Origin of the sequence: Coprococcus sp. AF102-57 (genome assembly GCF_027686195.1) — a bacterium.
Taxonomy (GTDB): domain Bacteria; phylum Bacillota; class Clostridia; order Lachnospirales; family Lachnospiraceae; genus Allocoprococcus; species Allocoprococcus comes.
Genome location: NZ_JAQCSY010000012.1, coordinates 1 through 25,224, shown reverse-complemented (window position 1 = coordinate 25,224; position 25,224 = coordinate 1). Strand labels below are relative to the sequence as shown.

Annotated in this window: 19 protein-coding genes; 1 reads left to right on the top strand and 18 read right to left on the bottom strand. The window is 41.7% G+C overall.

Features of this window, described 5'->3' with window-relative positions; genetic code table 11:
• The first annotated feature begins 77 nt into the window (after positions 1–77).
• Positions 78–1,211: a cell wall hydrolase gene (locus PGZ10_RS09095; protein ID WP_270541205.1), complete on the top strand. Its 1,134-nt coding sequence runs from the start codon at positions 78–80 to the stop codon at positions 1,209–1,211.
• Positions 1,212–1,308: 97 nt separating this feature from the next.
• Here the strand turns inward: PGZ10_RS09095 and PGZ10_RS09090 are convergent, their stop codons facing one another.
• The 18 genes from PGZ10_RS09090 to PGZ10_RS09005 form a co-directional block, all read right to left on the bottom strand.
• The gene (locus PGZ10_RS09090; protein WP_117558549.1) at positions 1,309–2,325 is read right to left on the bottom strand and encodes a M20/M25/M40 family metallo-hydrolase; all 1,017 of its coding nucleotides are present in this window, start codon (positions 2,323–2,325) and stop codon (positions 1,309–1,311) included.
• Between the two features lie 17 nt (positions 2,326–2,342).
• Positions 2,343–2,987: a beta-phosphoglucomutase gene (gene pgmB / locus PGZ10_RS09085; protein WP_022220168.1), complete on the bottom strand. Its 645-nt coding sequence runs from the start codon at positions 2,985–2,987 to the stop codon at positions 2,343–2,345.
• Positions 2,959–3,864: a DMT family transporter gene (locus PGZ10_RS09080; protein ID WP_118217630.1), complete on the bottom strand. Its 906-nt coding sequence runs from the start codon at positions 3,862–3,864 to the stop codon at positions 2,959–2,961. The genes pgmB and PGZ10_RS09080 overlap by 29 nt, the downstream gene beginning before the upstream one ends.
• A 22-nt stretch (positions 3,865–3,886) precedes the next feature.
• Positions 3,887–6,199 carry a glycoside hydrolase family 65 protein gene (locus PGZ10_RS09075; protein WP_118217629.1) on the bottom strand — a complete coding sequence of 771 codons (2,313 nt, stop codon included), beginning with the start codon at positions 6,197–6,199 and terminating at the stop codon, positions 3,887–3,889.
• Positions 6,200–6,220: 21 nt separating this feature from the next.
• Positions 6,221–9,214 (bottom strand): glycoside hydrolase family 2 TIM barrel-domain containing protein, encoded by a 2,994-nt coding sequence (locus PGZ10_RS09070; protein ID WP_118217628.1) that lies wholly within the window; start codon positions 9,212–9,214, stop codon positions 6,221–6,223.
• An 86-nt stretch (positions 9,215–9,300) separates the two neighbouring features.
• On the bottom strand, positions 9,301–10,122 hold the full coding sequence (locus PGZ10_RS09065) for a carbohydrate ABC transporter permease (protein WP_022220172.1): 822 nt from the start codon (positions 10,120–10,122) through the stop codon (positions 9,301–9,303).
• The gene (locus tag PGZ10_RS09060) at positions 10,122–11,057 is read right to left on the bottom strand and encodes a carbohydrate ABC transporter permease (RefSeq protein ID WP_117558543.1); all 936 of its coding nucleotides are present in this window, start codon (positions 11,055–11,057) and stop codon (positions 10,122–10,124) included. The genes PGZ10_RS09065 and PGZ10_RS09060 overlap by 1 nt, the downstream gene beginning before the upstream one ends.
• A gap of 68 nt (positions 11,058–11,125) precedes the next feature.
• On the bottom strand, positions 11,126–12,364 hold the full coding sequence (locus PGZ10_RS09055; RefSeq protein WP_117558541.1) for an ABC transporter substrate-binding protein: 1,239 nt from the start codon (positions 12,362–12,364) through the stop codon (positions 11,126–11,128).
• Between the two features lie 329 nt (positions 12,365–12,693).
• The gene (locus PGZ10_RS09050) at positions 12,694–13,683 is read right to left on the bottom strand and encodes a LacI family DNA-binding transcriptional regulator (RefSeq protein WP_270541204.1); all 990 of its coding nucleotides are present in this window, start codon (positions 13,681–13,683) and stop codon (positions 12,694–12,696) included.
• Positions 13,684–13,955: 272 nt separating this feature from the next.
• The gene (gene araA / locus PGZ10_RS09045) at positions 13,956–15,455 is read right to left on the bottom strand and encodes an L-arabinose isomerase (RefSeq protein WP_270541203.1); all 1,500 of its coding nucleotides are present in this window, start codon (positions 15,453–15,455) and stop codon (positions 13,956–13,958) included.
• A gap of 172 nt (positions 15,456–15,627) precedes the next feature.
• Positions 15,628–16,317 (bottom strand): L-ribulose-5-phosphate 4-epimerase, encoded by a 690-nt coding sequence (araD, locus tag PGZ10_RS09040; RefSeq protein ID WP_270541201.1) that lies wholly within the window; start codon positions 16,315–16,317, stop codon positions 15,628–15,630.
• 39 nt (positions 16,318–16,356) lie between these two features.
• Entirely contained in the window at positions 16,357–17,952 is a 1,596-nt protein-coding gene (locus PGZ10_RS09035) for a xylulokinase (protein WP_270541200.1), read from the bottom strand.
• Between the two features lie 50 nt (positions 17,953–18,002).
• Positions 18,003–19,130 carry a GntR family transcriptional regulator gene (locus tag PGZ10_RS09030; protein WP_243002841.1) on the bottom strand — a complete coding sequence of 376 codons (1,128 nt, stop codon included), beginning with the start codon at positions 19,128–19,130 and terminating at the stop codon, positions 18,003–18,005.
• Positions 19,131–19,670: 540 nt separating this feature from the next.
• Positions 19,671–20,114: a ribose 5-phosphate isomerase B gene (rpiB, locus tag PGZ10_RS09025; protein WP_022220180.1), complete on the bottom strand. Its 444-nt coding sequence runs from the start codon at positions 20,112–20,114 to the stop codon at positions 19,671–19,673.
• A 174-nt stretch (positions 20,115–20,288) separates the two neighbouring features.
• Positions 20,289–21,314 carry an ABC transporter permease subunit gene (locus tag PGZ10_RS09020; protein WP_008372592.1) on the bottom strand — a complete coding sequence of 342 codons (1,026 nt, stop codon included), beginning with the start codon at positions 21,312–21,314 and terminating at the stop codon, positions 20,289–20,291.
• Positions 21,314–22,381, bottom strand: a complete 1,068-nt coding sequence (locus PGZ10_RS09015; RefSeq protein ID WP_008372590.1) for an ABC transporter permease — start codon at positions 22,379–22,381, stop codon at positions 21,314–21,316. Before PGZ10_RS09015 ends, PGZ10_RS09020 begins: the two co-directional genes overlap by 1 nt.
• Complete coding sequence (locus tag PGZ10_RS09010; RefSeq protein WP_117823726.1) at positions 22,381–23,892, bottom strand: sugar ABC transporter ATP-binding protein; 1,512 nt, start codon at positions 23,890–23,892, stop codon at positions 22,381–22,383. The genes PGZ10_RS09015 and PGZ10_RS09010 overlap by 1 nt, the downstream gene beginning before the upstream one ends.
• A gap of 142 nt (positions 23,893–24,034) precedes the next feature.
• Positions 24,035–25,132: an ABC transporter substrate-binding protein gene (locus PGZ10_RS09005; protein WP_117834863.1), complete on the bottom strand. Its 1,098-nt coding sequence runs from the start codon at positions 25,130–25,132 to the stop codon at positions 24,035–24,037.
• Between the last annotated feature and the right edge of the window lie 92 nt (positions 25,133–25,224).

Below are 25,224 nucleotides of genomic sequence, written 5' to 3'. Positions count from 1 at the left end.
CATGTATAACAAAATTTGCGGATTCAGGCATTTTGTAGTATACTGATAAAGGCTCAATTTTGAAGAAAGGAAGAATTATGAAGAAAAGGTTAAAAGCATTTTCAAGGACAACCATCGCACTCCTTACCGCTGCCCTGGTCTGTTCCCCGTTTACAAAAGCTTACGCCGATGACACTGTAGACTCTCTCGAAAAGCAGACAAACGGTCTTCAGAACCAGCTCGACTCTCTGAATCAGGACCTCACAAGTCTCAGCGCTGAGATCACAGATCTTGCATCAAAAATTGAGGATACGGATGCTTCCGTACAGAAAGCAGAACTGGATCTTGCCGCCGCAAAACTGGACGAGCAGTTACAGTATGATGCTATGAAGAAAAGAATCAAATATATGTACGAAACAGGAAATACGTCACTCTTACAGATCATCTTTTCTTCTGAAAGCATGGGAGATTTCTTAAACAAAGCAGAATTTGTCAAGAACATTACAGAATACGACAGAAATATGCTGGATGAATTACAGAAGGTTCACGAGCTTGTCGCTAAAAAGGACTCTGATCTGAAAGCAGAGCAGGCTTCTCTGGCAGAGATGAAAACAAATCTCGACCAACAGGAACAGGAACTGAATGATAAGATTTCCTCTACTTCCGGTGAACTTCAGGCTTCATCCGAAGCACTGGCAAAAGCAAAAGAAGCACAGGCAGCCGCTGCTGCCGCACTTAAGAAAAAGCAGGAAGAAGAAGCTGCAGAACAACAACGACAGGCAGAAGCTGCACAGACTGCTGCCAATAATACTTCAAGCAGCTCCGGGAACACGGATTCTGGTAGTTCCGGCGGCAATACGACGATTACAGTTCCGAATACTCCTGCCGAGACCACAGATCTGGTTCTCTTTGCTGCAATTCTGCAGTGTGAAGCCGGCGGTTACAATTATAACGGTATTCTTGCCGTTGCTACAGTCATCATGAACCGTGTAGAGAGTCCGCTGTATCCGAATACGATCAGCGGTGTCGTCTACCAGAGCGGTCAGTTTGCTCCAACCTGGGACGGAAGCTTAAGCCGCGTCTTGCAAAGCGGACCTGTATCCTTATGCTATCAGGTCGCTCAGGAAGCGCTCGGCGGATCACGTCTTGCATCCGTAAGCGGATGTTACCAGTTCCGAAGCGCAAGTACCGGAATGTCCGGGATCAACGTTGGGGGAAATGTATTTTTCTAAATCCTGTCCCAGTGGATGTGCGTTCGATTCATTCACAGGACAGAATACAAAAAACGGTATTTACTCATCTTCACGAGTAAATACCGTTTTTTATTTTCTACGCATTATAGTTTGCAAGAAACTGTGCTATCAATTCCACACAACCTTCCACATCTTTTTCATCTGCTACCTCTGCAGGCATGTGCATATAACGAAGCGGGATTGATACCAATACCATCGGTACGCCCTGATTTGAAAAATGAATCTTATCTCCATCCGTATAACTAAGCCTGCTTGCAGCTTCTCTCTGAACTGGAATTCCTACTTTTTTTGCACATTCTTCCATTTTGGCATTTAAAGTTTTTACCACGATCGGACTGTTGCAAAGAACCGGTCCACCCCCCAGAAGAACCGTTCCCATCTCAGCCGGATTCATTCCACTGCAGTCGCTTGTGTAAGTCACATCCACAACAATCGCAAGTGTCGGATTAATCCGTGTACTTGTCCAGAAAGCTCCGGTTTTCGTTGTCTCCTCTCCAGTTGTAGAAGCTCCATAGACACCAACTTTACATCCAAGCTCTTTCGCTCTCTTGATTGCTTCCATAATGATATAAACACCAAGTCTGTCATCCAATGCTCTGGCTGTAAATTTACCATTTTTCATCTTACGAATATGTGTATCCGGAACAATCGGATCTCCCAGACTTACATTCTTTAAAGCATCTTCTCTATCTTTCGCCCCAATATCGATCAGAAAATGTTTTGTTCCCAGATTTTCTTCTTTGAACAAATCACGATATGCTTCGACAACACCGTAAACCTCTCCGTTTTTTGTCTTGATACGCACCTGACGTCCCGGATAAGTTGCCGGAACAATTCCGCCTCGGTCAATCACCTGCAGTCTTCCATCTTCCCGGATGTTCGAAATCATAAGTCCGATTTCATCTGCATGTGCCGAAAGCATGATACGTACATCGTTTTCCGGATTCAGAATACATGTCAGATTTTGCATCTCATCACGGCGAATCTCATCTGTATATTCTTTCATTTCTTCTGTTACAATATCCTGCACCTGCTCCTCATAACCCGATACCGAAATACTGTTAAGAAGGTTATTTAAAAATTTTTCATTCATTCTAGTCATCTTCTTTCTTACTTAGCCGTAACTTTCAAAAGATCTGCAAATGCAGACAGATTATAGGTTCCAAGTCCGCTTGCAACTGCATCCCCGATAGCAGCACAATCCATTCCCCCTGCGATTGCTGCCTGCAGTCCTGCTTTTGCATCTTCTACAACCAAACACTTATCAGCCTGTTCGTCTACATACTCTGCTGCTTTCACAAATACTTCCGGATCCGGCTTTGATTTTGAAATATTATTTCCGTCTGAAATTGCATCGAAATACTCTCCAAGTCCCAACTGCCCGAGAATAAATCTTGCGTTTTTACTGGATGATCCAATCGCCAGTTTATGTCCATTCGCACGAAGATCATCCAATGTTTCCTTTACTTCTGCAGACAGATCTGCAGGACTCATATTTTTCAAAAGTTCTTTATAGATATCATTTTTCTTTGTTGTCCAGCATTCTTTCTCTTCTTCGCTCATTTCTCCTTCATAGCGTTCCAGAATAATTTCAAAACTTTCCATACGGCTCACCCCTCTGAGTCGGTTATTGATTTCTTCATCAAAATAGATTCCCAGTTCATCTGCAACTGCTTTCCATGCTTGATAATGATATTTATCTGTATGACAGATTACTCCATCCAAATCAAAAATTACTGCATTGTATTTCTTCATCTTTTGCTTCTCCTTCTGTTTCAGACAAGTTAGAAATGATGACAGCGGCCAGGATGATCGCACATCCGATCACCATGCGAAGTGTAATCACTTCATGCAGAATGATGATAGAAAAAATCGTTCCAAATACAGATTCCATTGAAAGTACAATCGCTGCTTTTGTCTCATCTACATACTTCTGGCATGCGGTCTGGAGCAGATAACATACAGTCGTACTGATTACTCCCAGATACAAAACACTTAACCATCCCTGTGTTGTAACCTGAAAATCGTTCTCTCCAAAAATCACAAGACTGACTGCCGATAATACAAATGCTGTGATCATCTGCACCATGTTCAGTACAGATGCCGGATATTTTTTCACAAATTCTCCGGTAAAAAAGATTTGGAACGCAAATCCTACCGCACAGAGAAGTGTAAGACCATCTCCCAGACTCAGTGTAAGATTTCCATTCAAAGAAAGCAGTGCTACTCCAATAACGGACATGATTGCTCCAATGATTCCTTTCATGCCTACTTTCTTCTTCAAAATTATAAATGCAATGAACGGCACTATAACTACATTCAGTGCTGTAAGGAATGCATTTTTGGAAGGTGTTGTATATTGCAGACCGATAATCTGAAGTGCAAATCCTGCAAAAAGTGCAATTCCCATCAGAATACCTGCTTTTATTGCACCTGCACGATTCTCAAGTTTCCCTTCTTTTTTATGCTGTCCCATGCTGATCATCCCCATCAGCACAGATGCCAACAAAAATCTTACCATCATAATCTGGAAAGGCTTCATGCTTCCCAGTGCCATATCACTTGCGACAAAGCCGCCTCCCCATATGACCGTAACCAGTATAAGTCCTCCGATTGCCAGCCATTTTTTCATCATATATCCTCCCGTCTCTTTTTTAGATTGTTGTTACTTTTCCATTTATTTCAGCTTCTACAGGTTCTCCTGCAAGACGAATGACCTTTGCCTGATTACTTCCATCTGCTGTAATTTCAAGCCATGCCCCTCTATAATGCAGACGGAATGTTAATCCCTGCCATTCCTTTGGCATATTCGGATGAACTTTCAACATACCATCTTCTCTTTGCGCTACACCTGCAAACCCAAATACAATTGTCTGCCATACTCCACCAGTATTTGCCGCATGGATTCCTTCTCTTGTATTTCCCTGCATATTCAACAGGTCAATAAAGGCTGCGCGGCGAAGATACCGATATGCTTTTGAATCATCCCCTACTTTAAGCCCCATAACAGAGAAAATACTCGGACTCAATGAAGAACCATGAAGTGTACGCTTTTCGTAATAAGCGTAGTTTTCTTTAATCGTTTCTTCATCAAATTCATTTCCCATAAGGTGTAACAGCATAACAACATCTGCCTGCTTATTGATCTGTGTCTCTCTTGCTCTTTTTGTCTTAAGTGCATCCGGACGTACTGGCCAGTCATTCTCATCATATTTTTCGATTGTTACATTATCAAGCTCGAAATATCCTTCAAACTGTTCCAGAAGTCTTGTGCCTTCTTTTCTTGGCAGATACATCTTTTCCTGCACTTCTTTCCAGTGTGCAGTTTCCGCCTCTGTAAGTCCTGTCTTTTCGATCAGGATATCATACGCTTCCTGATTCTCTTTCTTGATTGATGCAAGCAGTGACAGAACATATCCGAGATTCCATCTCGCCAGATAATTGGTATAGAGGTTATTATTAACCGGTTCATGCCATTCATCCGGTCCCGTTACCTGATTGATTTCATAACGATCCTGCTCTTTGTTGTACTCACAGCGGCTTGCCCAAAATCTTGCTGTCTCTGTCAGAATCTCCGCTCCTTTGCTGTAAAGGAAATCCATATCCTGCGTGATCTTAACATAATTATAGATTCCATAAGCAACTGCTGCTGTTACATGATGCTCATATACCGCAACATAACATCTATAACAGGTTCCATCCGGCTCAATGGTCCAATCCGGACACTGCTCTGTACCATCATCTGCTGACTCCCACGGATACTGTGCTCCTTTATATCCATTCTTATGTGCATTTGCACGCGCTGCATCCAGAAGATGGTATCTGTAATTTTCCAGATTCTGTGCAGTCTTCGGAAATACCCATGAGAAAAACGGAAGCATAAAAAGTTCGGTATCCCAGAAAGCATGTCCACCATATTCTTCTCCTGTTAAAAGCTTTGCCCCAACATTCACATGGTCATCATGTTCGTTTCCCGTACTCATCAGATGGAAGATGTTAAAACGGACTGCACGGTTCAATTCTTCATCCCCTGTAATCTGAATATCTGCATTTTCCCACATATTCTTATAAACATCTTCATGCGCTTTCAGTTCCTGATCAAATCCCGTTTCAACAAATCCTTCAATTTCTTTTTCGATTGTTGTATGAAGAGCATAAGCCGGGCATTCTCTTTCTGTATACATCGAAACATATTTTACGATTTCTACTTCTTTTCCTTCTTCTACATGGATATCACCAAATTCCACACTCTGCTCACCAAATCTGCTTATCATTCTGTTTCCAAGAATCTGTTTTCCATCTGCATAAGCTTCGATACGGCATCCACAACCTACATGCAGATGATTTTCTCTGGTTGCAACTTCCACATAACATCCATCTGCTGCCAGCTTTTCATTCGCTGTCATATAAGTATGTTTTACCTTAAAGCGTGGTGCATCATAAAAATTAATGATCGTACCATCAATAATGCTTTCTACTTCAATGATTCCACTGTAGTTGAGCGGTGTCACATAAAGCCGGATTCCCATCCTGTGTACATTGTTTCTGCTCACAAACCGGATTCCTTCGATCAAAGTCTCTCTTCCTTTTGAGTCCTTCAGACGAACTCTCTTTCCAAGAAAAGCTCCTTTCATATCAAGCACTCTTGAAAATTCCAAAATTTCACAGTCTTCAATTCCAATCAACTCTTTTTCTACATAAAGTCTGATTCCAAGCCAGTTCGGAAGTGTGGAAAGTTCACGCATAAATGTCTCTGACTTGTCAAACACTCCATTGATATAAAGATATGGAAGTGTAATCTTTGTTCCTTCCTCATGACTTCCCCGGATTCCGAGGTAGCCATTGGAAAGAGCAAACAAACTCTCATATTTGAGATTCTCTTTTGCCTCATACTGATCCTGCCAGATGAGCCATTCATCGCTATGTAATCTGTTTCTCAGATTTTCTGAAAACATTTCTCTGCTCATATATGATTGTCTCCTTTATTCTTAATCGATGTACTGTTTTCTTGCTTCCCGGATTTCGGTTCCGCATTCTGCTGCCTGCACAGTAAATGCCATTGCAAAATCCTGAAGTTTTACTTTATTTTCTTCCAACTGTTCTTCTCCACAGCTGTTGCTTCCAAGTCCTGACTGGCGATAATCCAGATGGATAATCACATCATCCGCTTTTTCAATTTCAAATGGATGCTGTGCTTTTTCCAGACTTTCATCGGTATAATTAGCAAGGTTCAGACCAAGCTTCTCCTCCATCTTGCATAACAGACCATCTTTTCCATCTCCAATACGGAACCATTTCACCTGTTCATGATGTCCGTTTTCCTGTGGGAATACATAATCTGTCATCATTCCGTCAACTGTATTTTCGTAAATTCCCATAATAGATGCAGCCTTACTGTCTACATAACTCTCACCAGGTCCCATACCATACCACATCGCCTTCTGAAAGTTTTTATTTCCTTTCATAATGACTCCGATACGTGGTAAGAACGCTGGTTCCAGTTTTCCTCTCTGAACAGCTTTTCCCTGAATTTCCACCTTCATCTGTCCACAAGAATAAACCGTATAAGTGTAATCACATTCAAATCCCCAGGACTGGTTATAGCAACTGAAGAATGTTCCGATCTGGACGATCACCTTATCGTCTTCTTTCAGACAGCTGACATATTCTGTCTCTTCTACCGGTTTCTGAATAAAATATTTATTCATCCAGTCCTCTTTCTTGTACATATCGTTATCGATTGTTGCACGGTATACATTCATTCTTGGTCCTTCAGTCAGATACTCTTTTCCATCTTTTCCAAAAGAAATCAATTTTCCAAATACAGTACTGAATTTTGCTGTCACACGGCTGTTTTCTACAGTAAGACCCCCCTGTCCTTCTGTTACCTGAAGCTTATCAGCTGTTTCTCTTACCGAAAATCCATCTTTTCGGATCTGCATCGGAATCTGGACTTTCTTGATTTCATACCCTGCTGGTGCATAGTTTCTTTCTTCTTTCTGACATACAGTCAGATTCAGATAATAGTCTGTATTTTCCTGTAATTCAAATGCTGTAATTGGTAGGGCAATGATCTTGCCTTCATGCGGAGCAACCGAAAGTCCTTCAACGATTCCGTCCTGTATCGTCTGATCTTCCGCTTTTACTTCCCAATAAAGTGTTGTCGTATCCAGATTCAGGAAATCATAATAATTCCGGATCTGAAGCTTGTTCATGCTTCCTTCAACAGCTGTAATTTCTACTGGTGCAATGATCTGTTTGTATTCTTCCATTCCCGGAGACGGTGTTCTGTCCGGCATCAGAATCCCATCGATGCAGAAGTTCCCGTTTGTTGGAAAATCTCCATAATTTCCACCATATTTATAATATTTCTTATCCTTTTCTTCAGTGTAAATTCCATGATCATACCACTCCCAGAGAAATCCACCCTGAAGACGTTTGTACTTGCGATACATATCCTGGTATGCCTTTAATCCTCCAGGACCATTTCCCATCGCATGTCCATATTCACACATTACGTGTGGCTTATCCCCTTTGATCTGATATTCTGCAATCTCTTTGAGACCTTTCAGTCTAGTATACATCGTAGAATATACGTCTGTCACTTCTGCCTCAAAATCTCCCTCGTAATGAACCAGTCTGGTATCATCCAACTCACGAATTGCTTCTGCTGCACTGCGGAAATTGCATCCGAATGCGGATTCATTTCCCATAGACCACATAATAATCGATGGATGATTTCTATCTCTCTTTACCATACGGACACTACGGTCTACGTAAGCATCTTTCCAGGTCTCATCATCTGTGATCCATGTGTAATTTTCTACCCATTCAAATCCATGGCATTCCAGGTCTGCTTCATTGATCACATAAAGTCCATATTCGTCACACAGATCATAAAAATATTCATTTGCCGGATAATGCGAGCAACGAACAGCATTGATATTGTACTGTTTCATCAGACGAATATCTGATTCCATCTGCTCTCTTGTCACTCTTCTTCCTTCTCTCGGATTATAATCATGATGATTGATTCCGTTCAGAAGGATTACCTGATTATTGACACGGAAGTTCTTATCTTTGATCTCGATTTTGCGGAATCCACATCTGACTGTTACTTCCTGATTTTCTGTCATTACTGTAAATTCATATAACTCAGGTGTCTCGGCTGTCCATGTATGAACTTCCGGGATCTCAGCCTCAATACATATATCTTTTCCTTCCGAAACAAGTTCACCTTCAAGAACAGTCTTTCCTTTATAAGAAAGCTTCCAGCCAAGATTTGTACCAGCCTGTTTCATTGTAATTCCAGCTGTAAAAAAACCATTTTTGTAGCTGTCATCCAGTGTTCCATTTACACGAAGATCCAGAACTGCATTCTTTTCCTCATTGATCAGTTCTACATCCCTGTAGATTCCTGATAACCACCACATATCCTGATCTTCCAGATAAGTACCGTCTGACCACTTGTATACACGAACGGTAATGTCATTTTCACCTGTTTTTACAAACCCGGTAATGTCAAATTCTGAAGGCAGTCTGCTGACTTTTCCAAATCCAACATGTTTTCCATTTACCCATACATCAAATGCACTGTCAACACCATGGAATTTCAGAACCGTGTCTTTTTCCATCCACTGTTCATCTAATACAACTGTCTTTTTATAAATTCCAGTTGGATTTTCATCTGGTACATGCGGTGGGTTTACCGGAAATGGATATAACACATCTGTGTAATGCATCTTGTCATACCCTCTAAGTTGCCATACGGACGGAACATCAATCTTATCCCATCCTTCACATGCCCCCGACTGTTCAAATCCTTCCGGCGATAATTCCGGTGCATCAACATATTTAAAATCCCATTCTCCATTTAAACTGATTTTCTTTTGCGAATCTTTATAAAAAGCCGTTCGTGCTTCTCTTCTCCCAATTCCGGTAATCCGATGGTCTTCCCATCTTTTTACTTTTTTTCTTGCCATAATTTTCTCCTCTCAAGTGGTATCCCATATAAGACAGCAACAGCGGTCAGACAGATACAGTCTGCCTGACCGCTCCATACGCCTGTCTATTTGATAGAACCACTGGTTCCTTCAACAATATATTTCTGCGCGATAATGAAAATAATGATCGGCGGAATAATCATAATAATCGTAATACAGAGCATCGGAATAATCTGTGTACTGTGAACTCCTTTAAATGAAGCAAGTCCAAGTGCCAATGTATATTTGCTTCTGTCCTGTAAGAAAATGAGTGGTCCAAGATAGTCATTCCATACAGTCAGCATATTAAGTACACCGACAAGAATCAATGAAGGTTTCATGATCGGCATGAAAATCTTCCAGTAAATCTGGAACTGATTTGCGCCGTCAATTCGTGCTGCTTCCTCAAAATCCTTCGGGATTCCCATAAGGAACTGTCTCATCAGGAATACATAATAGGCAGATCCGAACCATGCCGGCACGATCAGCGGCTTCAGTGTATTGATCCATCCGAATAAGTTGAATTCCATGTACTGCGGAATCATGGTAACATCCCATGGAATCATCATTGTTGAAAGCAGGATCATAAAGAGGATATTTTTTCCTTTAAAGTTAAATCTTGCAAATCCATAAGCAACCAGTGAACATGAAAGAACCTGTCCGACTGTTGTCAGAACTGTTACAAGGATTGAATTCCAAAGATATGTTCCAAACGGCTGTGATTTCCATGCATTAATAAAGTTCTCAAAATGCCATTCTGCCGGCAGAAGTTTCGGCGGATATGCAATTGCTTCTCCTTCTGTCTTAAATGCAGAAAACAGCATGTAAATAAACGGTGCAAGAAAGTAAATGGCTACCAGTCCGAGTAATATGTAAATTACAATTTTTGATTTTTTAGACATCTTCATTACTTTCTACCCCCTTTTTTCTTTTTTGTTTTCTTTGCTCCGCTGTTTTTAGCTTCTGTCTCATAGAATACCCATGCGGATGATGACTTGAATACCACGGCAGTCAGCAGCAGAATGATGATAAACATTACCCATGCGTTTGCACTGGCATATCCAAGTTTGTGATGTTTGAATGCGTTATTGTATGTATACAGTCCATAGAAGTAGGTAGATTTAAGCGGTCCGCCTCCGGTAAGAAGCATAACCAATGTTACCTGTTGGAAAGAACTGATAATTGACGTAATCAGGTTAAATAAAATTGTAGGTGTAATAATCGGAAGTGTAATACTGAAAAATTTTCTTGCAGGACCTGCTCCATCAATAGATGCAGCTTCGTATACATCAACCGGAATATTTTTGATATCTGTGTAGAAGATAAGCATCATCGTTCCAACACCAAACGCACTTGCAATTATAACTGCAAGGAGTGCCCATGCCGGATCAACCAGCCACTTCGGTCCTTTGATTCCCAGAAGAGATAACAGATAATTCAGTACGCCATAATCTCCGTTGAGGATCCATCCCCAGATGATAGAAACCGCTACACCTGAGATAACTGCCGGAATATAGAAAATTGTACGGAATACTTTTACTCCTTTAACCGGCTGTGTAATCAGCATTGCAAGGAACAATGCAATAATCATGTTAAGCGGTACAAAAATTGCCGCATATTTCAAACTGATTATAAGGGATTTCCAGAACTGTTTGTCCTTTGTAAACATATCAATATAGTTTCCAAGTCCCCTGAATGTTGGTGCTGTGGTAAGCGGCCAGTCAAAAAAGCTCATGATCAAAGACAGAATCAGGGGACCGATTGTAAATACAAGGAACCCGATAATCCACGGCATAATAAACAAATACGGTGTGGCCGTCTTCAGGAATTTTCTCTGCTTCATTTTTCTTCTCTCCTATTTATCGGCGCCGGAATCATAAATTGTTCCGGCGCCGGTTTGTTTGTATGCTATTACTGTGCGTCTGCTGCCTCTTTTAAAACATCTTTTACATCCATGTATGAGCTTGGATTGAAAATCTGTTCAAATGATAAGCTGAGGTTTTCTGAAATTTCTGACCAGTCTTCAATCAGGAAGCTTGCCGGAGTATGTCCGTCACTCTGCTCAAGCATCTCATAGAATGGTGCATATTCTGGTTCATCCATGATACCTTCAGATTCTACAACACTGTTAAGTACCGGAAGTTCCATACCGATTCTTGCTTTGTTGCATTCTTCGCCTGTCCAGTATTTTACAAATTCCCATGCAGCATCTTTATTCTTGCTGTCCTTTGAAATAGAAAGTCCTGAAGAGCTCAGAATACTTACAGAGGTCTTTCCGTCAAAAGAAGGAATTTTTGCCACACCATAATTCATTCCATCCTCATTAAGAGAAGCAATTGACCATGATCCATATACATACATTGCTGCTGTACCGGCACGGAATTCATCAGTTCCGTTCTTTTCTGTTGCAATTGCATATCCGTCTTTTTCCATATCCTGGAACATTTTAAATACTTCCTGAGATTCTTTTGAATCAATCTGACCTGCCATCTGTCCGTCTTCGTCACAATAAGCAGTTCCATTGCTCCACAGATACATTTCAAAATCATACGGATCTGGTTTCATCTGGAATGCAAAACCTTTCTGACCTGTCTTTTCTTCAATTGTCTTGGCAGCTGCCTGAAGATCCGACCATGTCCAGTCATCTGTAGGTTCTTCTACACCAGCCTGTGCAAAAAGGTCTTTGTTATAGAAAAGTGAATGTGTTGTAAATCCCACTGGAATACCATATGTTGTTCCGTCTAATGAGTTGTAATTCCACAGTGTGCTGTAGAAATCATTCTTATAGTCATCGCCTTCTTTGTCGATATACTCATCCAGAGGTTCAAGACCATCTGCATATGCCGGGTAGTTCCACATATACATAACATCCGGTGTATCTCCAGATCCCATACCTGCACTGATCTTTGTATCAAAATCACTTCCGTATGCTTCCAGTGTTACTTCAATGTCATCATGTTCCTCATTAAATTTATCTACAAGTTTCTGCTGAGCATCTACATCATCAGCTACATCCCATGTTGCAAAACGTATTGCTGTCTTTCCGTCACTTGTCTTTCCATTATTACTGTCTTTCTTGTTTCCACAAGCAGTCAGCATCATTGTTCCTGTAAGTGCAAGTACGCACATTACTGCAATTTTCCTCTTCATAAATCATTTCCTCCTTTGATTCACTTATTTTATTTGGTAAAACCACTATACTATTTTACTGGTTAAATGTAAATACTTTTTACCCTATAAATATTTTTTCTCTATTTTACCTATTATTTACACCATATTTTTATATACTTTTCACAATTTTTATCTTGGTAAAACTATATTTTTATTTTAAATAAAGTTGTCTGTTTTTACTTGATTGATTTTAACTCTTTATTTTTAGCTAAAAAATCATAACAAAACAATCTGTCATCACTCGATCTATATACATAAAGAGACTATAGGACATTCTCCGTTCCATAGCCTCTTACTTTTTTACCTTATTAAAATTTTTTAACACTGTCACGTATATAAAGTTTAGTCGGGATTGAAACTTTTACACAAATCTCTCTTCCATGTATAATTCGCTCTTCCAGAAGTTTTACTGCATATTCTCCCATGAACTCCATGTACAATCTCACCGTAGTAAGTGGAGGAATCATGTATTTCGCAGTTGGGATATCATTAAAGCCAATAATACTGATATCATCCGGTATTTTAAGTCCAAGTTCATATGCAGCCCGATAACTTCCTGCTGCCATCGAATCATTCGCAACAAACAAGGCAGTCGGCAGATTCCCTTCCTCGTAAAACTCTTTCAGAAGTTTGTATCCATATTTTGCATAATAAGCGCCAAACTTTGTATATTCCGGGTGATACAGTCCCCGTTTTTTCAAAGCGTTCTGAAAATGCTGTATTCTCGTATCCAGTACTTCATCCCCCTCCTTATCAACTTCTCGACAGCCGATCATCCCTATTTTCGTATGTCCACACCCTACCAGATAGGAAACAATCTCTTCTACTGCCCGTCTATAGTCTACCACAATTGAATCGAATCTCTTTGGGTTTGGATCTGCATCAATAAATATAACCGGGCATTCCCATATCTCTATTGCTTCTACCATTTTTTTTGTGAATGTACCGGTACAGATTACACCATCTAATCCGTTGATCATCTCCGGCGAATCATCCAGTTTCACAATCACCTTTGTATATCCTTCTTCTTCCAGTTTTTTTTCTATAGCAAGCCTGATACAAAGATAATAAGGATCCTGAAGTTCTTCTTCAGGAGAATAAGAATAAAATACACCTATCTTCAGTTTTCGCCTGCGTTTTTTCTGTGCGCGTACTTCGTATTCTAATTCCTCTGCAATTTCAAAAATTCTTTTTTTTGTCTCTTCCTGCGCATTCAAAGTTTCATCATGATTCAACACTCTGGATACTGTCGCTATGGAAACCCCCGCTTTTGCCGCAATGTCCTTAATCGTCGCCATGTCCTTCCCCCATTATTTCTCTTTCTTTTTATTTTCTTTCAATATTGCCTTAATGCATTTTCCCTTGATGACTTTCCTTTGCAATTTATTTAATTCATTATAGCACACATTTCGGAGAAATAAATAACTTTAGTAAAATTTAACTTTTTTACTGCTCTGTTTTTCAACTTTTACTTTTACCTAGAACTTTATACGTTGCAAAAAACCAGGCAGTTCACTTTTAAATGTGATTCTGCCCGGTTGTTTATTTCTTAGAATTCATCTGCTACTATTTATTTTCTATACGCAGCTTCATTCCATCTTAATTCATTTTTGAAATCTCTGATCTTTGTATTTTTGTCGATATAAACAGCTTCGATTCCCATTTCTTCTGCCCAGTCACCCATCTGTTCCGGTGTCAGGTCATAAGAGAATGCTGTATGGTGAGCTCCACCTGCCAGGATCCAAGCTTCTGCACCTGTTCTGAGGTCTGGCTGTGGTGTCCAGAATGCAGTTGCAACCGGAAGCTTCGGCATCGGTTTTTCTGTCTTCTTGCAGTCTACACTGTTGATGATCAGGCGGAATCTGTCGCCAAGATCAACAAGTGATGTTGCGACAGCCGGTCCTTCTTTGGCTGTAAATACAAGACGTGTAGGATCTTCTCTGTCACCCATGCTAAGCGGCTGGCACTTGATGCTGATCGGTCCATCTGCGATTGTCGGGCAAACTTCCAGCATATGAGCTTCCAGGATACCTTCTTTTCCAGGTACAAGGTTGTATGTGTAGTCTTCCATGAAGGAAGTTCCCTTTGCATCTTTCTTGCCCTGTGTCATGATCTTCATTACACGAACCATAGCTGCTGTCTTCCAGTCACCTTCCGCACCGAAACCATATCCTTTTTCCATCAGTCTCTGCATTGCAAGTCCCGGAAGCTGCTGAAGTGATCCAAGATCTCCGAAGTGTGTAACAATTGCCTGATAATTGTTTGCTTCAAGGAATCTTTCAAATCCAAGTTCGATCTGAGCCTGAACTGCTACATGTTTTCTGAATTCAGCTTCATCTCTTCCTTCCAGAAGAATCTGATATTTGTCATAGTATTCTTCAACAAGTGCATTTACATCACCCTGTCCAACCTGAGCTACTGCGTCAGCAACTTCATTTACCGGGTAAGCATCAACTTCCCATCCGAATTTGATCTGAGCCTCTACTTTGTCACCTTCTGTTACGGCAACGTTTCTCATGTTGTCAGCTACACGCATAACACGTACATGGCTGCTTTCGATGACACCAACTGCTGTACGCATCCAGTCACCGATTCTTTCCTGTGTTTCTTTGTCTTCCCAGTAACCCATGATGACTTTACGGTTCTTATGAAGGCGTGTGAAAATATGTCCGAATTCACGGTCGCCATGAGCTGCCTGGTTCTCATTCATGAAGTCCATATCGATGGTGTCGTATGGGATTTCACGGTTGAACTGTGTGTGAAGGTGAAGTAATGGTTTTCTCAGTTCCTTTAATCCGAGGATCCATGATTTTGCCGGTGAGAATGTATGACACCATGTAATAACACCTGCACAGTTTTCATCTGTATTTGCTTCGTTGAAGGTTCTTCTGATTACTTCATTCGTGATCAGGGTTGGTTTCCAGACTACTTCGTATGGAAGAATTCCTGATTCGTTGAGGGCTTTTACGATGATCTGTGAATGTTCTGCTACGTGTGCGAGGCATTCATCTCCGTATAAATCCTGTGATCCTGTGCAAAACCAAAATTTGTAATCTTTCTGTACTAACATGTTTTTATTCTCCTTTTTATTTGATTTCTTTGTTGATTGATTTACTCTATCTCTCCAACACAAGTTCGGTCTTACTAAGCTCTCAGTCGCATACGCTCCCGCTCGCTAAGTGCGCCGAACAGGCAACGCACTAAATTCATGTGTCGCCTACGGCTCGCATTCATTAAGTGCTTTAGCCTTGTCCATAGTATGCGTCTTTACCGTGTTTTCTGTAGTAGTGTTTATCCTGTAATTCCTGTGGGGCAGGTTTTACGTCTGGATTGATCATTTCGCAGCGAGCTGCCATTTTGGCTACTTCTTCGAGTACGACTGCATTATGTACTGCATTGTGTGGATCGGTTCCCCAGGTGAATGGTCCGTGGTTTTTGCAGAGTACTGCAGGCATTGCCATGTATTCTGTACCTTTGAAATGTTCCACAATGAGAACTCCTGTATTCTTCTCATATGCTTCGTCGATTTCTTCTTTTGTCAGATTGCGGACACATGGGATCTCACCGTACATATAGTCGGCATGTGTGGTTCCGTAGCAAGGAATTCCTCTTCCTGCCTGTGCCCAACTGGTTGCCCATGGGGAATGTGTATGGACGATACCACCCATATCCGGAAACGCTTTGTAGAGTTCCAGATGTGTTGCCGTATCAGAAGACGGATTTAAGTTGCCTTCCACGCGGTTTCCTTCCAGGTCTACAACAACCATGTCATCTACTGTCATTTTGTCATAATCCACACCGCTCGGTTTGATCACAACAAGCCCGCTTTCGCGGTCGATTCCGCTGACATTGCCCCAGGTAAATGTGACAAGTCCATACTTAGGCAGAAGCATATTGGCTTCATAAACCTCTTTTTTCAGTTCTTCTAACATTGCTTTAACCTCCTGTGTTTATGTAAAATATTTCGGGTTCTATTTCATAGTCTCTGTTGCAGCTTTCATGATCGGAAGCGTCTTCTTGAAGCGTTCAATAAATGCATTGTATCCTTCTACATCCTTCGGATCCGGATCCATCTTTGTACCCTTCTGTCCTGCAAATACTTTTGCATCCAGATAATCATCCAGAGCCTCGCCTTCTGCCTTGTTGTTCATGTAAGATGCAAGAAGTGCGATTCCCCATGCACCGCCTTCTCCGGCTGTTTCCATAACTGATACCGGTGTGTCAAGTGCTGCCGCCAGGATGCTCTGTCCAACGCCTTTTGTCTTAAAGAGTCCGCCGTGTCCGAGGATCTCATCAACGGCTACCTTCTCTTCTTTCAGAAGAATGTCCATTCCGACTTTCAGGACTTCCAAAGATGCATATAAATTTGCTCTCATAAAGTTTGCAAGATTGAATTTGCTGTCTGGCATACGAACAAATAACGGACGTCCTTCATCAAATCCAACAACCGGTTCTCCTGCGAAGAAGTTATAAGACATCAGACCTCCACAGTCTGCATCACCTTCCAGAGCTTTGTTGTAAAGAGTTCCGAACAGATCGTTCATATCGACTTTCATACCGAATGCTTCTGCAAATTCTTTGAAAATATTTACCCATGCATTCAGATCTGAAGTACAGTTGTTGCAGTGAACCATTGCCACAGCATCTCCTGCAGGTGTTGTTACCATATCGATCTCTTCATGTACTTTCTCAAGTGCTTTTTCAAGAACAACCATTGCAAATACACTGGTTCCTGCTGATACATTACCGGTGCGGACTCTGACGCTATTCGTAGCTGCCATACCGGTTCCTGCATCACCTTCCGGAGGGCATACCGGAATGCCTGCCTGAAGCTTTCCTGTTGGGTCCAGAAGCTTTGCACCTTCTTCGGTAAGTGTTCCTGCCTTTTCACCTGCAACCAGGACTTTTGGAAGGATATCTTCTACTTTCCAAGAATATCCTTTCGGTGCAACCAGTTCATCAAACTTGGCAAGCATCTCTTTATTCCAGTTACGTGTTGTGCTGTCGATCGGGAACATTCCGGATGCGTCACCAACGCCAAGGACTTTCTCTCCTGTCAGTTTCCAGTGTACATAACCTGCAAGCGTTGTAATAAAATCAATATCCTTTACATGTTCTTCTTTGTTCAGGATTGCCTGATACAGATGTGCTCCGCTCCATCTCTGTGGCATATTGAAACGGAATAATTCTGTCAGTTCTTTTGCTGCCTGCTCTGTCATTGTATTTCTCCATGTACGGAACGGTACAAGCTGTTCTCCTGCTTTGTCAAATACCATATATCCATGCATCATGGCACTGAATCCAAGTGCTCCGACAGTAGTAAGCTCTACGTCATACTGCTTCTTCACATCTACGGCAAGATCTCTGTAGCAGTCCTGAAGACCTGTCCAGATATCCTCTAATGTGTAAGTCCAGACACCGTTGTCAAGACGGTTCTCCCATTCATGGCTTCCCGAAGCAATCGGTGCATTATCTTCTCCTACCAGAACTGCTTTGATTCGTGTGGAACCAAACTCGATTCCAAGAGAAGTCTTTCCCGCTTCGATCATACTTTTTACATCACTCATTTTTTCTTTACCTTTCCTTTCATAAAATATATTTGATTTGATAAATATTTTTATTTGATGATTTTTACAGAACTCCGGTTGATAATCTCCGGTTTCAGTTCTACACTGTCCGGCACTTCTTTCTCCTGCATAAGATCAAGGATCTCTTCTGCTGCCTTCTTCGCTAGCTCCCGGATCGGATTCTTCACAGAAGCGAGCGGTACTTCGCAATAATTTGCCAGGTCAGAATCATCGATTCCAATGATCGACATCTTGTCCGGCACTTTGATCTTCTGTTCCAGACATGTCGCCGCAAGGTTGCTCGCAACCTCATCGTTGTAGCATACACATGCCGTACATCCCTGAATCCTTCTTAAAATCCAGCTGCTCTCCTCACGCATATTGCGATTGCGCACATCTTCGGTATCAATCCAGACAATCCGTTTATCTTCGATCCTGATATCTGCTTCCATTAAAGCTTCGATATAACCGGCATACCTTCTGTGTCCCTGCCCGTCATCTGCCTTGAAAATCGCTGCGATCTCACGGTGTCCGCACTGGATCAGATATTTCGTCGCCATCTTCCCTGCCATCTTGTCATCAAGACTTACATGCGGCGCTTTCAGTTCCGGATAATAGCTGTTGATAAAGATTACCGGGATTCCCTGCTCCATGATCTGCCTGTACAGATCGAGATTTGGATTAGGAAGGCCACTCTTTGTCGGTTCCGCTATAATTCCATCCACTCTTTTCTTATCCAGAATGCTTTTCAATATAAAACGTTCTTTTTCTACAGAATTGTTGGTGATGGAAATCTGGATTCCATATCCGGCGCGTGACATCTTGTTCTCGATTTCCTGAATAATACCAGAAAAAATATATTCCTGAACAAAAGTTGTCATCACTGCGATCTGCATCGTTTTTTTTCGTCTGACCCCGATGATACCACTTTCCTTTATATAAGTCCCACTTCCACGGCGTTTCTCGATCATACCTTCTTTTTCCAGAACAGCGATCGCATGTCTGACGGTCTGACGGCTTACCCCAAAACGGTCACAAAGCTGGTATTCCGACTCTATCCGCTCTCCCGGCTGCAGTTCTTCCGCTTCAATCTGTTCTCGAATCCATCTTACAATTCCTTCATATTTTGCTGATGTTTCTTTCACTTTTTTCTTCTTTTCCCCCTGATTTACGTACAAATCCCCTGCTCTCCTTACCTCTAATATACCTTAAGAAACACCTGATTTTCAACCCGTAATATGTTACAAATTATCGTACAACTTTTGTATGTTTTTGCTAAGTTGTATTTATTATATGTGTACAACTTGAATACATATTTGTTTTTCATCGAGGTCCTAACTTGTATTCTTCTTTTTGCATCCTTTGTGCACTTCTTATAAAACATCAAATAATATGGTATTGTTTTTTGACGCCGCCAAAACAAGTATAACAAGCTTTTTTTCGGTTCCCGTACTTCTGTAACATCTTCCCTTCACCAAATACAGAACCTTGTGCAGGCGCCAATCTGCACTTGACTCACCATATACAATCGAGTAGGCTGACTTCTACTCGATTCGTATACTTTGTACACTATCTCGCTTAACAGCTCGATGATGTACATTCGCCAAATACAGATTCTTGTACAAGCACAAATCTGTACTTGGCTCACCATATACACAACAAGAGCAGATAAAAGCTTTTTCATTGCCTTTATCTGCTCTTGTTGTTTTTCATCCGCGCTATTGATTTTCTTCGATCGCCATAATCATATCTACACGATCCTGGTGACGTCCCCCAAGGAACTCTGCACCAAGAAATGTATCAAGGATCATCTTTGCCATCTCGATTCCAATTACTCTTGCACCGAACGCAATCACATTTGCATTATTATGTTCTCTTGCCATCTTTGCCGTATATGGTTCAGAACACACCGCTGCGCGGACACCGTGAACCTTATTGGCTGCCATGGAAATGCCAAGACCGGTTCCACAGATTGCAACTCCGAGATCCACTTCTCCGTCTGCAACTGCTTTTCCAATCTTTTCCCCATATTTCGGATAAGGACAGCTCTCATAAGAATCAGTTCCGTAATTGACAACTTCATATCCTTTTTCCACAAGATACTCTACCACCTGCTTTTTCATATCCACTGCAGAATGGTCATTCGCAATCCCTATTTTCATATCTCATCTTCCTCCTTCCCCTTTATACTCAATACTTACAAAAAGAACACCGGATGTACGATATGAACATCCGGTGTTTAAATCCTACTTTTTTATTATAGGCAATTAAAAAGTTTCCGTCAATACCCGTCGTCTTCTCTTTTCGCCTGTAATGTTTCAAGTACTGTTCTTTCTTTAGTTTTTCTTCTTCAGGCTTGCAAATACAGACTGCAGAACGATGAAGAAGCAGAGGAGTGCGGAAAGTACGATTCGTACCCACCAGCTTGAAAGTGTTCCCTGTGTAGTGATCAGACTGGAAATCGTTCCTTTGATCAGTACACCGAACAGGGTTCCGAATGGAGTTCCGACACCACCACTAAGTAGTGTACCCCCGATAACGGCTGCTGAAATCGCATCCATCTCAAGACCTTTTGCCTGTTCTACGAATCCGGCACAGCTGTTCATACAGAAAAGGAATCCGCCGAGTCCTGCAAGAAAGCCGTCCAGAAGGTATGCAGCCATTTTTGTTCTCTTAACATTCAGTCCCATCATAAGTGCACTCTGTTCATTTCCACCGATCGCATATACAGAACGTCCGAATTTTGTATACTTCATAACGATTATGATTACGATCAGAACGATGATTGCAATGATAACTGTCGGATAAATATATGCCGGGAGGAATTTTCCCCTCTTACTGTAAGAACCAAACGGCATGTAAATTTTGTATTTAGCCCATGCCATGAAAGTTGCATTTTTGATAGAAATCATATCTGTACTGATGATTGATGTCATACCACGTCCAAAGAACATACCTGCCAGTGTTACAATGAATGGCTGGATCTCCAGATAAGATACCAGGAATCCCTGAACCAGACCAAAGAGAAGTCCGATCACCAGTGCCATAAGAAGTGCGGTATAAGCGCTTGCGCCGTGATTTTCCATCTGGTTTGCAGCAACCATACATACAAGTGCTGTAACAGAACCAACTGAGATATCGATTCCGGCTGTGATCATAACGATCGTTTCGCCCATCGCGATAACCAGAAGACCTGCATTGGAAATGAACAGATTCAGGAACATCTGCGGTTTTGCAAAACCTTTGTCGTTAAATACGATCATACCTGCTGCGTACATTACAACAAACAGTAAAATTGTAATCATAAGGAGGAATGTCGTTCCGTTAATTTTCTTTTTTGTTCCGGATACTTTTGCTTTCATTAGTTAGCTCCTCCTTTCACTGCAGCCTTTGATGTTCTTTTTTCTTTCTGCACTGCAATAAATTTCTTGAATACCGGGCTCTGAAGGACAACGATGACTACAACAACGATTGCCTTGTAGACCGGAAGCTGATCGGCTGATACATTCAATCCGTAAAGAACAGTTGTAAGTGCCTGGATTGTATAAGCTCCGATCACAGATCCCATCAGGCTGAACTTACCACCACCAAGGGCATTTCCACCAAGGGCAACTGCAAGGATGGCATCCATTTCAAGGTTCAGACCAATGTTGTTGGCATCTGCTGAGTAGATACGGCTGGAAGCCACAAATCCTGCAACACCTGCAAGTACACCACAGATCAGGTAAGTAAGGAACTTGATCATGGTTGAATTAAGTCCGACCAGTCTGGATGCGGTTCCGTTAATACCAACGCTCTCGATATAAAGTCCAAGAGCTGTCTTTTTCAAAATAACATATGCAATGATAACTACGATAATTGCAATTACAACTGGCATCGGAATCGGGAATTTTCCGACATAGCTTCCGAATACCTGATAAGATTTCACACGGATATATGTAATCTGTCCGTCTGTGATCAGCTGGGCGATACCACGTCCTGCTGTGTAAAGGATCAATGTCGCAACCATCGGCTGAATATTCAGCTTTGCAACCAGAAATCCGTTAAATGCACCGCAGATTCCTGAAGCAACCAGTGCTGCAAGGAATGCAACGATAATCGGTGCTGACAGAGAGTTTACAGATACTTCCCCACCGGAAAGAATCTGGCAGCATACGGCTCCTGCGACTGCCATAACAGCTCCGACACTGATGTCCTGTCCTCCGGAAGCTGCTGTAACAAGTGTCATACCAACTGACAAAATAACCAGCTCGGATGCACGGTTGATCACATCGACCGGATATCCGTATGGAACTCCATTCTTAAGAGACATGCTTAAGAAGCCCGGAATTGTAATTGTAGCTACGATAATGATTGCAAGCAGACACACCAGTGGCATGAAAAGCCTCATAGAGGTAAGCTTTTTCCATGTTGATTTATTTGTGCTCATTACTCTTCACCTCCTGCGATTGCTTTCATGATACCTTCCTGTGATAATTCATCACCGGAAATTTCTCCAACCTTCTTACCGTCTCGCATAACTGCCATACGTGAACAGGTACGGAGCATTTCTTCTACTTCTGAAGAAATAAATGCAACCGCCATTCCCTGATCTGCAAGATCAAGTACCAGTTTCTGGATCTCTGTCTTGGTTCCGATATCAATACCTCTTGTAGGTTCATCCAGGATCAGGAAATCCGGATTGGTAAGAAGCCATCTACCAATGATAACCTTCTGCTGGTTACCACCTGACAGACTCTTGATCGGAGTTTCACGGCTTGCTGTCTTAATCTGAAGCATCTTAATATATTTATCTGCTGCTTCATCCATTTCTTTTCTGCTCATTGGATGGAACATACCTTTTTTCGCCTGAAGTGCGATAATAATATTTTCACGGACAGACAGATCTGCGATGATACCATCTTTCTTTCTGTCTTCTGGAAGATATGCCATACCAAGCTTCATTGCATCGATCGGAGCATGAATCTTCACTTCTTTTCCGTTAACTTTCAGTTTACCGGAATCCGCTTTATCAGCTCCATAAATTGCACGGACAAGTTCCGAACGTCCGGATCCAAGAAGCCCTGTAAATCCGACAACCTCACCTTTGTTGATCGTCATATCAAACGGTTTGATCGTTCCTTTATGGCTAAGTCCTTCTGCCTCGATAACCGGGATGAATTCTTTGAGTTCTGCATGATCTCCCTTGATATCTGCAAGATCATCAAAGTCTTTACCCATCATCTTGGCAACAAGCATAACTCTTGGCAGATCTTTGACTTCGTATTCGCCAACCAGTTCCCCATTTCGTAAAACTGTGATTCTGTCACAGACCTCATATACCTGTTCCAGGAAGTGTGTTACGAAAATAATACCTACACCTTCATCTTTCAGTCTGTTCATCAGTTTGAACAGCTTTGCAACCTCATCATCGTCCAGAGATGAAGTTGGCTCATCAAGGATCAGAACCTTACATTTCATATCAACTGCACGTGCGATTGCGATCATCTGCTGTCTTGCCAGAGAAACCTCTTCCAGCTTCTGGGTAGCTGAAGCATCAATTTCAAGACTCTTAAGCAATTCTGTTGCACGTTTGTTCATTGTACGCCAGTCAATAAATCCTGCTTTTCTTGGTTCGCGTCCAATAAACAGATTTTCTGCCACCGTCAGATTCGGACAAAGGTTAACTTCCTGATATACAGTACTGATACCATTGTTCTGTGCGTCCTGAGGTGATTTATTAATAATCGGACCGTCTTTTCCATCCAGACGGATCTCGCCATTTTCAAATTCATGTACACCGGTAAGAACCTTGATCAGTGTAGATTTACCTGCACCGTTCTCACCCATCAGAGCGTGAATTTCGCCCTTGCGAAGTGTAAAATCAACATGCTGCAATGCTTTTACACCGGGAAATGTCTTGGAAATATCCCGCATTGTAAGTACAACATTACCCTCCATACTCTTCCACCTGCTTTCCTTTTTTCAATAAAGAGGGCGTAGTATAAATATCCGGCACATTCCGATTATTATCTACCACGCCTCTCTATTCATCCACCCTTATGTGTCTGTCAAATTATATATCCGACTTTCCTAATGCATTTTAGTATGCACGTTTGTCAAGAATATCCTGTGTAAGTGGTGTTACATCAAAATCTTTTTCTTCGTCTAAGCTGTTTGTAGCTTTTACAGATTTAACTGTGTCATCATGAGCAAAGATTTCTTCATCTACATAGTTCAGTTTATCAACGTCTTCGCCAGCTTCAAGTTTTTTGATAAGTTCTTCAGCACGTGGTCCGTGAAGTGGGTTACACTCTACATCGCATTCGATCTTTCCATCAAGAACATCCTGAAGTCCTGCATGTGTTGTATCGAATGAAATTACCATGATTTCGCCGTTAGCGATATCAGATCCAACTGTCTTACCTGCTGCTTCGATTGCATCGATTGCTCCGAATGCTTCGTTATCGTTCTCGCAGTATACTACGTTGATGTTGTCATACTGTTTCAGCATAGACTCCATAACTTCCTGACCTTTAGCCTGTGTAAATTCACCTGTCTGCTGAGCTACAAGATCCCATCCGTATTTGTCAACGCCTTCTTCAAGACCTTTTGTACGTCCGATCTGAGCTGTAGATCCGATTGTTCCCTGGATATCAGCGATATGGATATCAGATGCTGCGATTCCTTTTGCTTCTGCAAATCCATTCAGCCATTCAGCTGCTTTACGACCTTCACAAAGAGCATCGGTTCCGATCCATGTTGTGTAAAGGCTGTCATCAGATACATCAACCATACGGTCAACGATGATTACCGGGATGTCTGCATCTTTTGCTTCCTGAAGAACTGTATCCCATCCTGTCTCTGTAACAGGTGCAAGAAGAATGTAATCAACCTCCTGCTGGATGAAGTTACGGATTGCTGTGATCTGGTTTTCCTGTTTCTGCTGAGCATCATCAAAGATCAGGTCATATCCGTTTTCTTTGCTGAATGTGTCTTTCATTGACTGAGAGTTTGCTGTACGCCAGTCAGATTCTGCACCTACCTGTGAGAAGCCTACTGTGATCACATCATCGGATGAGCTTGATGAATCACTGCTCTTGTCGCTGCTGTCAGATCCTTTGCTTCCACCGCATCCAACTGCTAAAGCTGCTGTCATCGCTGCACATAACAATACTGCTAACACTTTTCTTTTTTTCATTTTACATGTTCCTCCTTCATTGGGTTTTCTTAACCTCTTGATGTACTTATAATAATAAAATTTTCATGATGCCAGGGTCAAAAGCCCCAAAA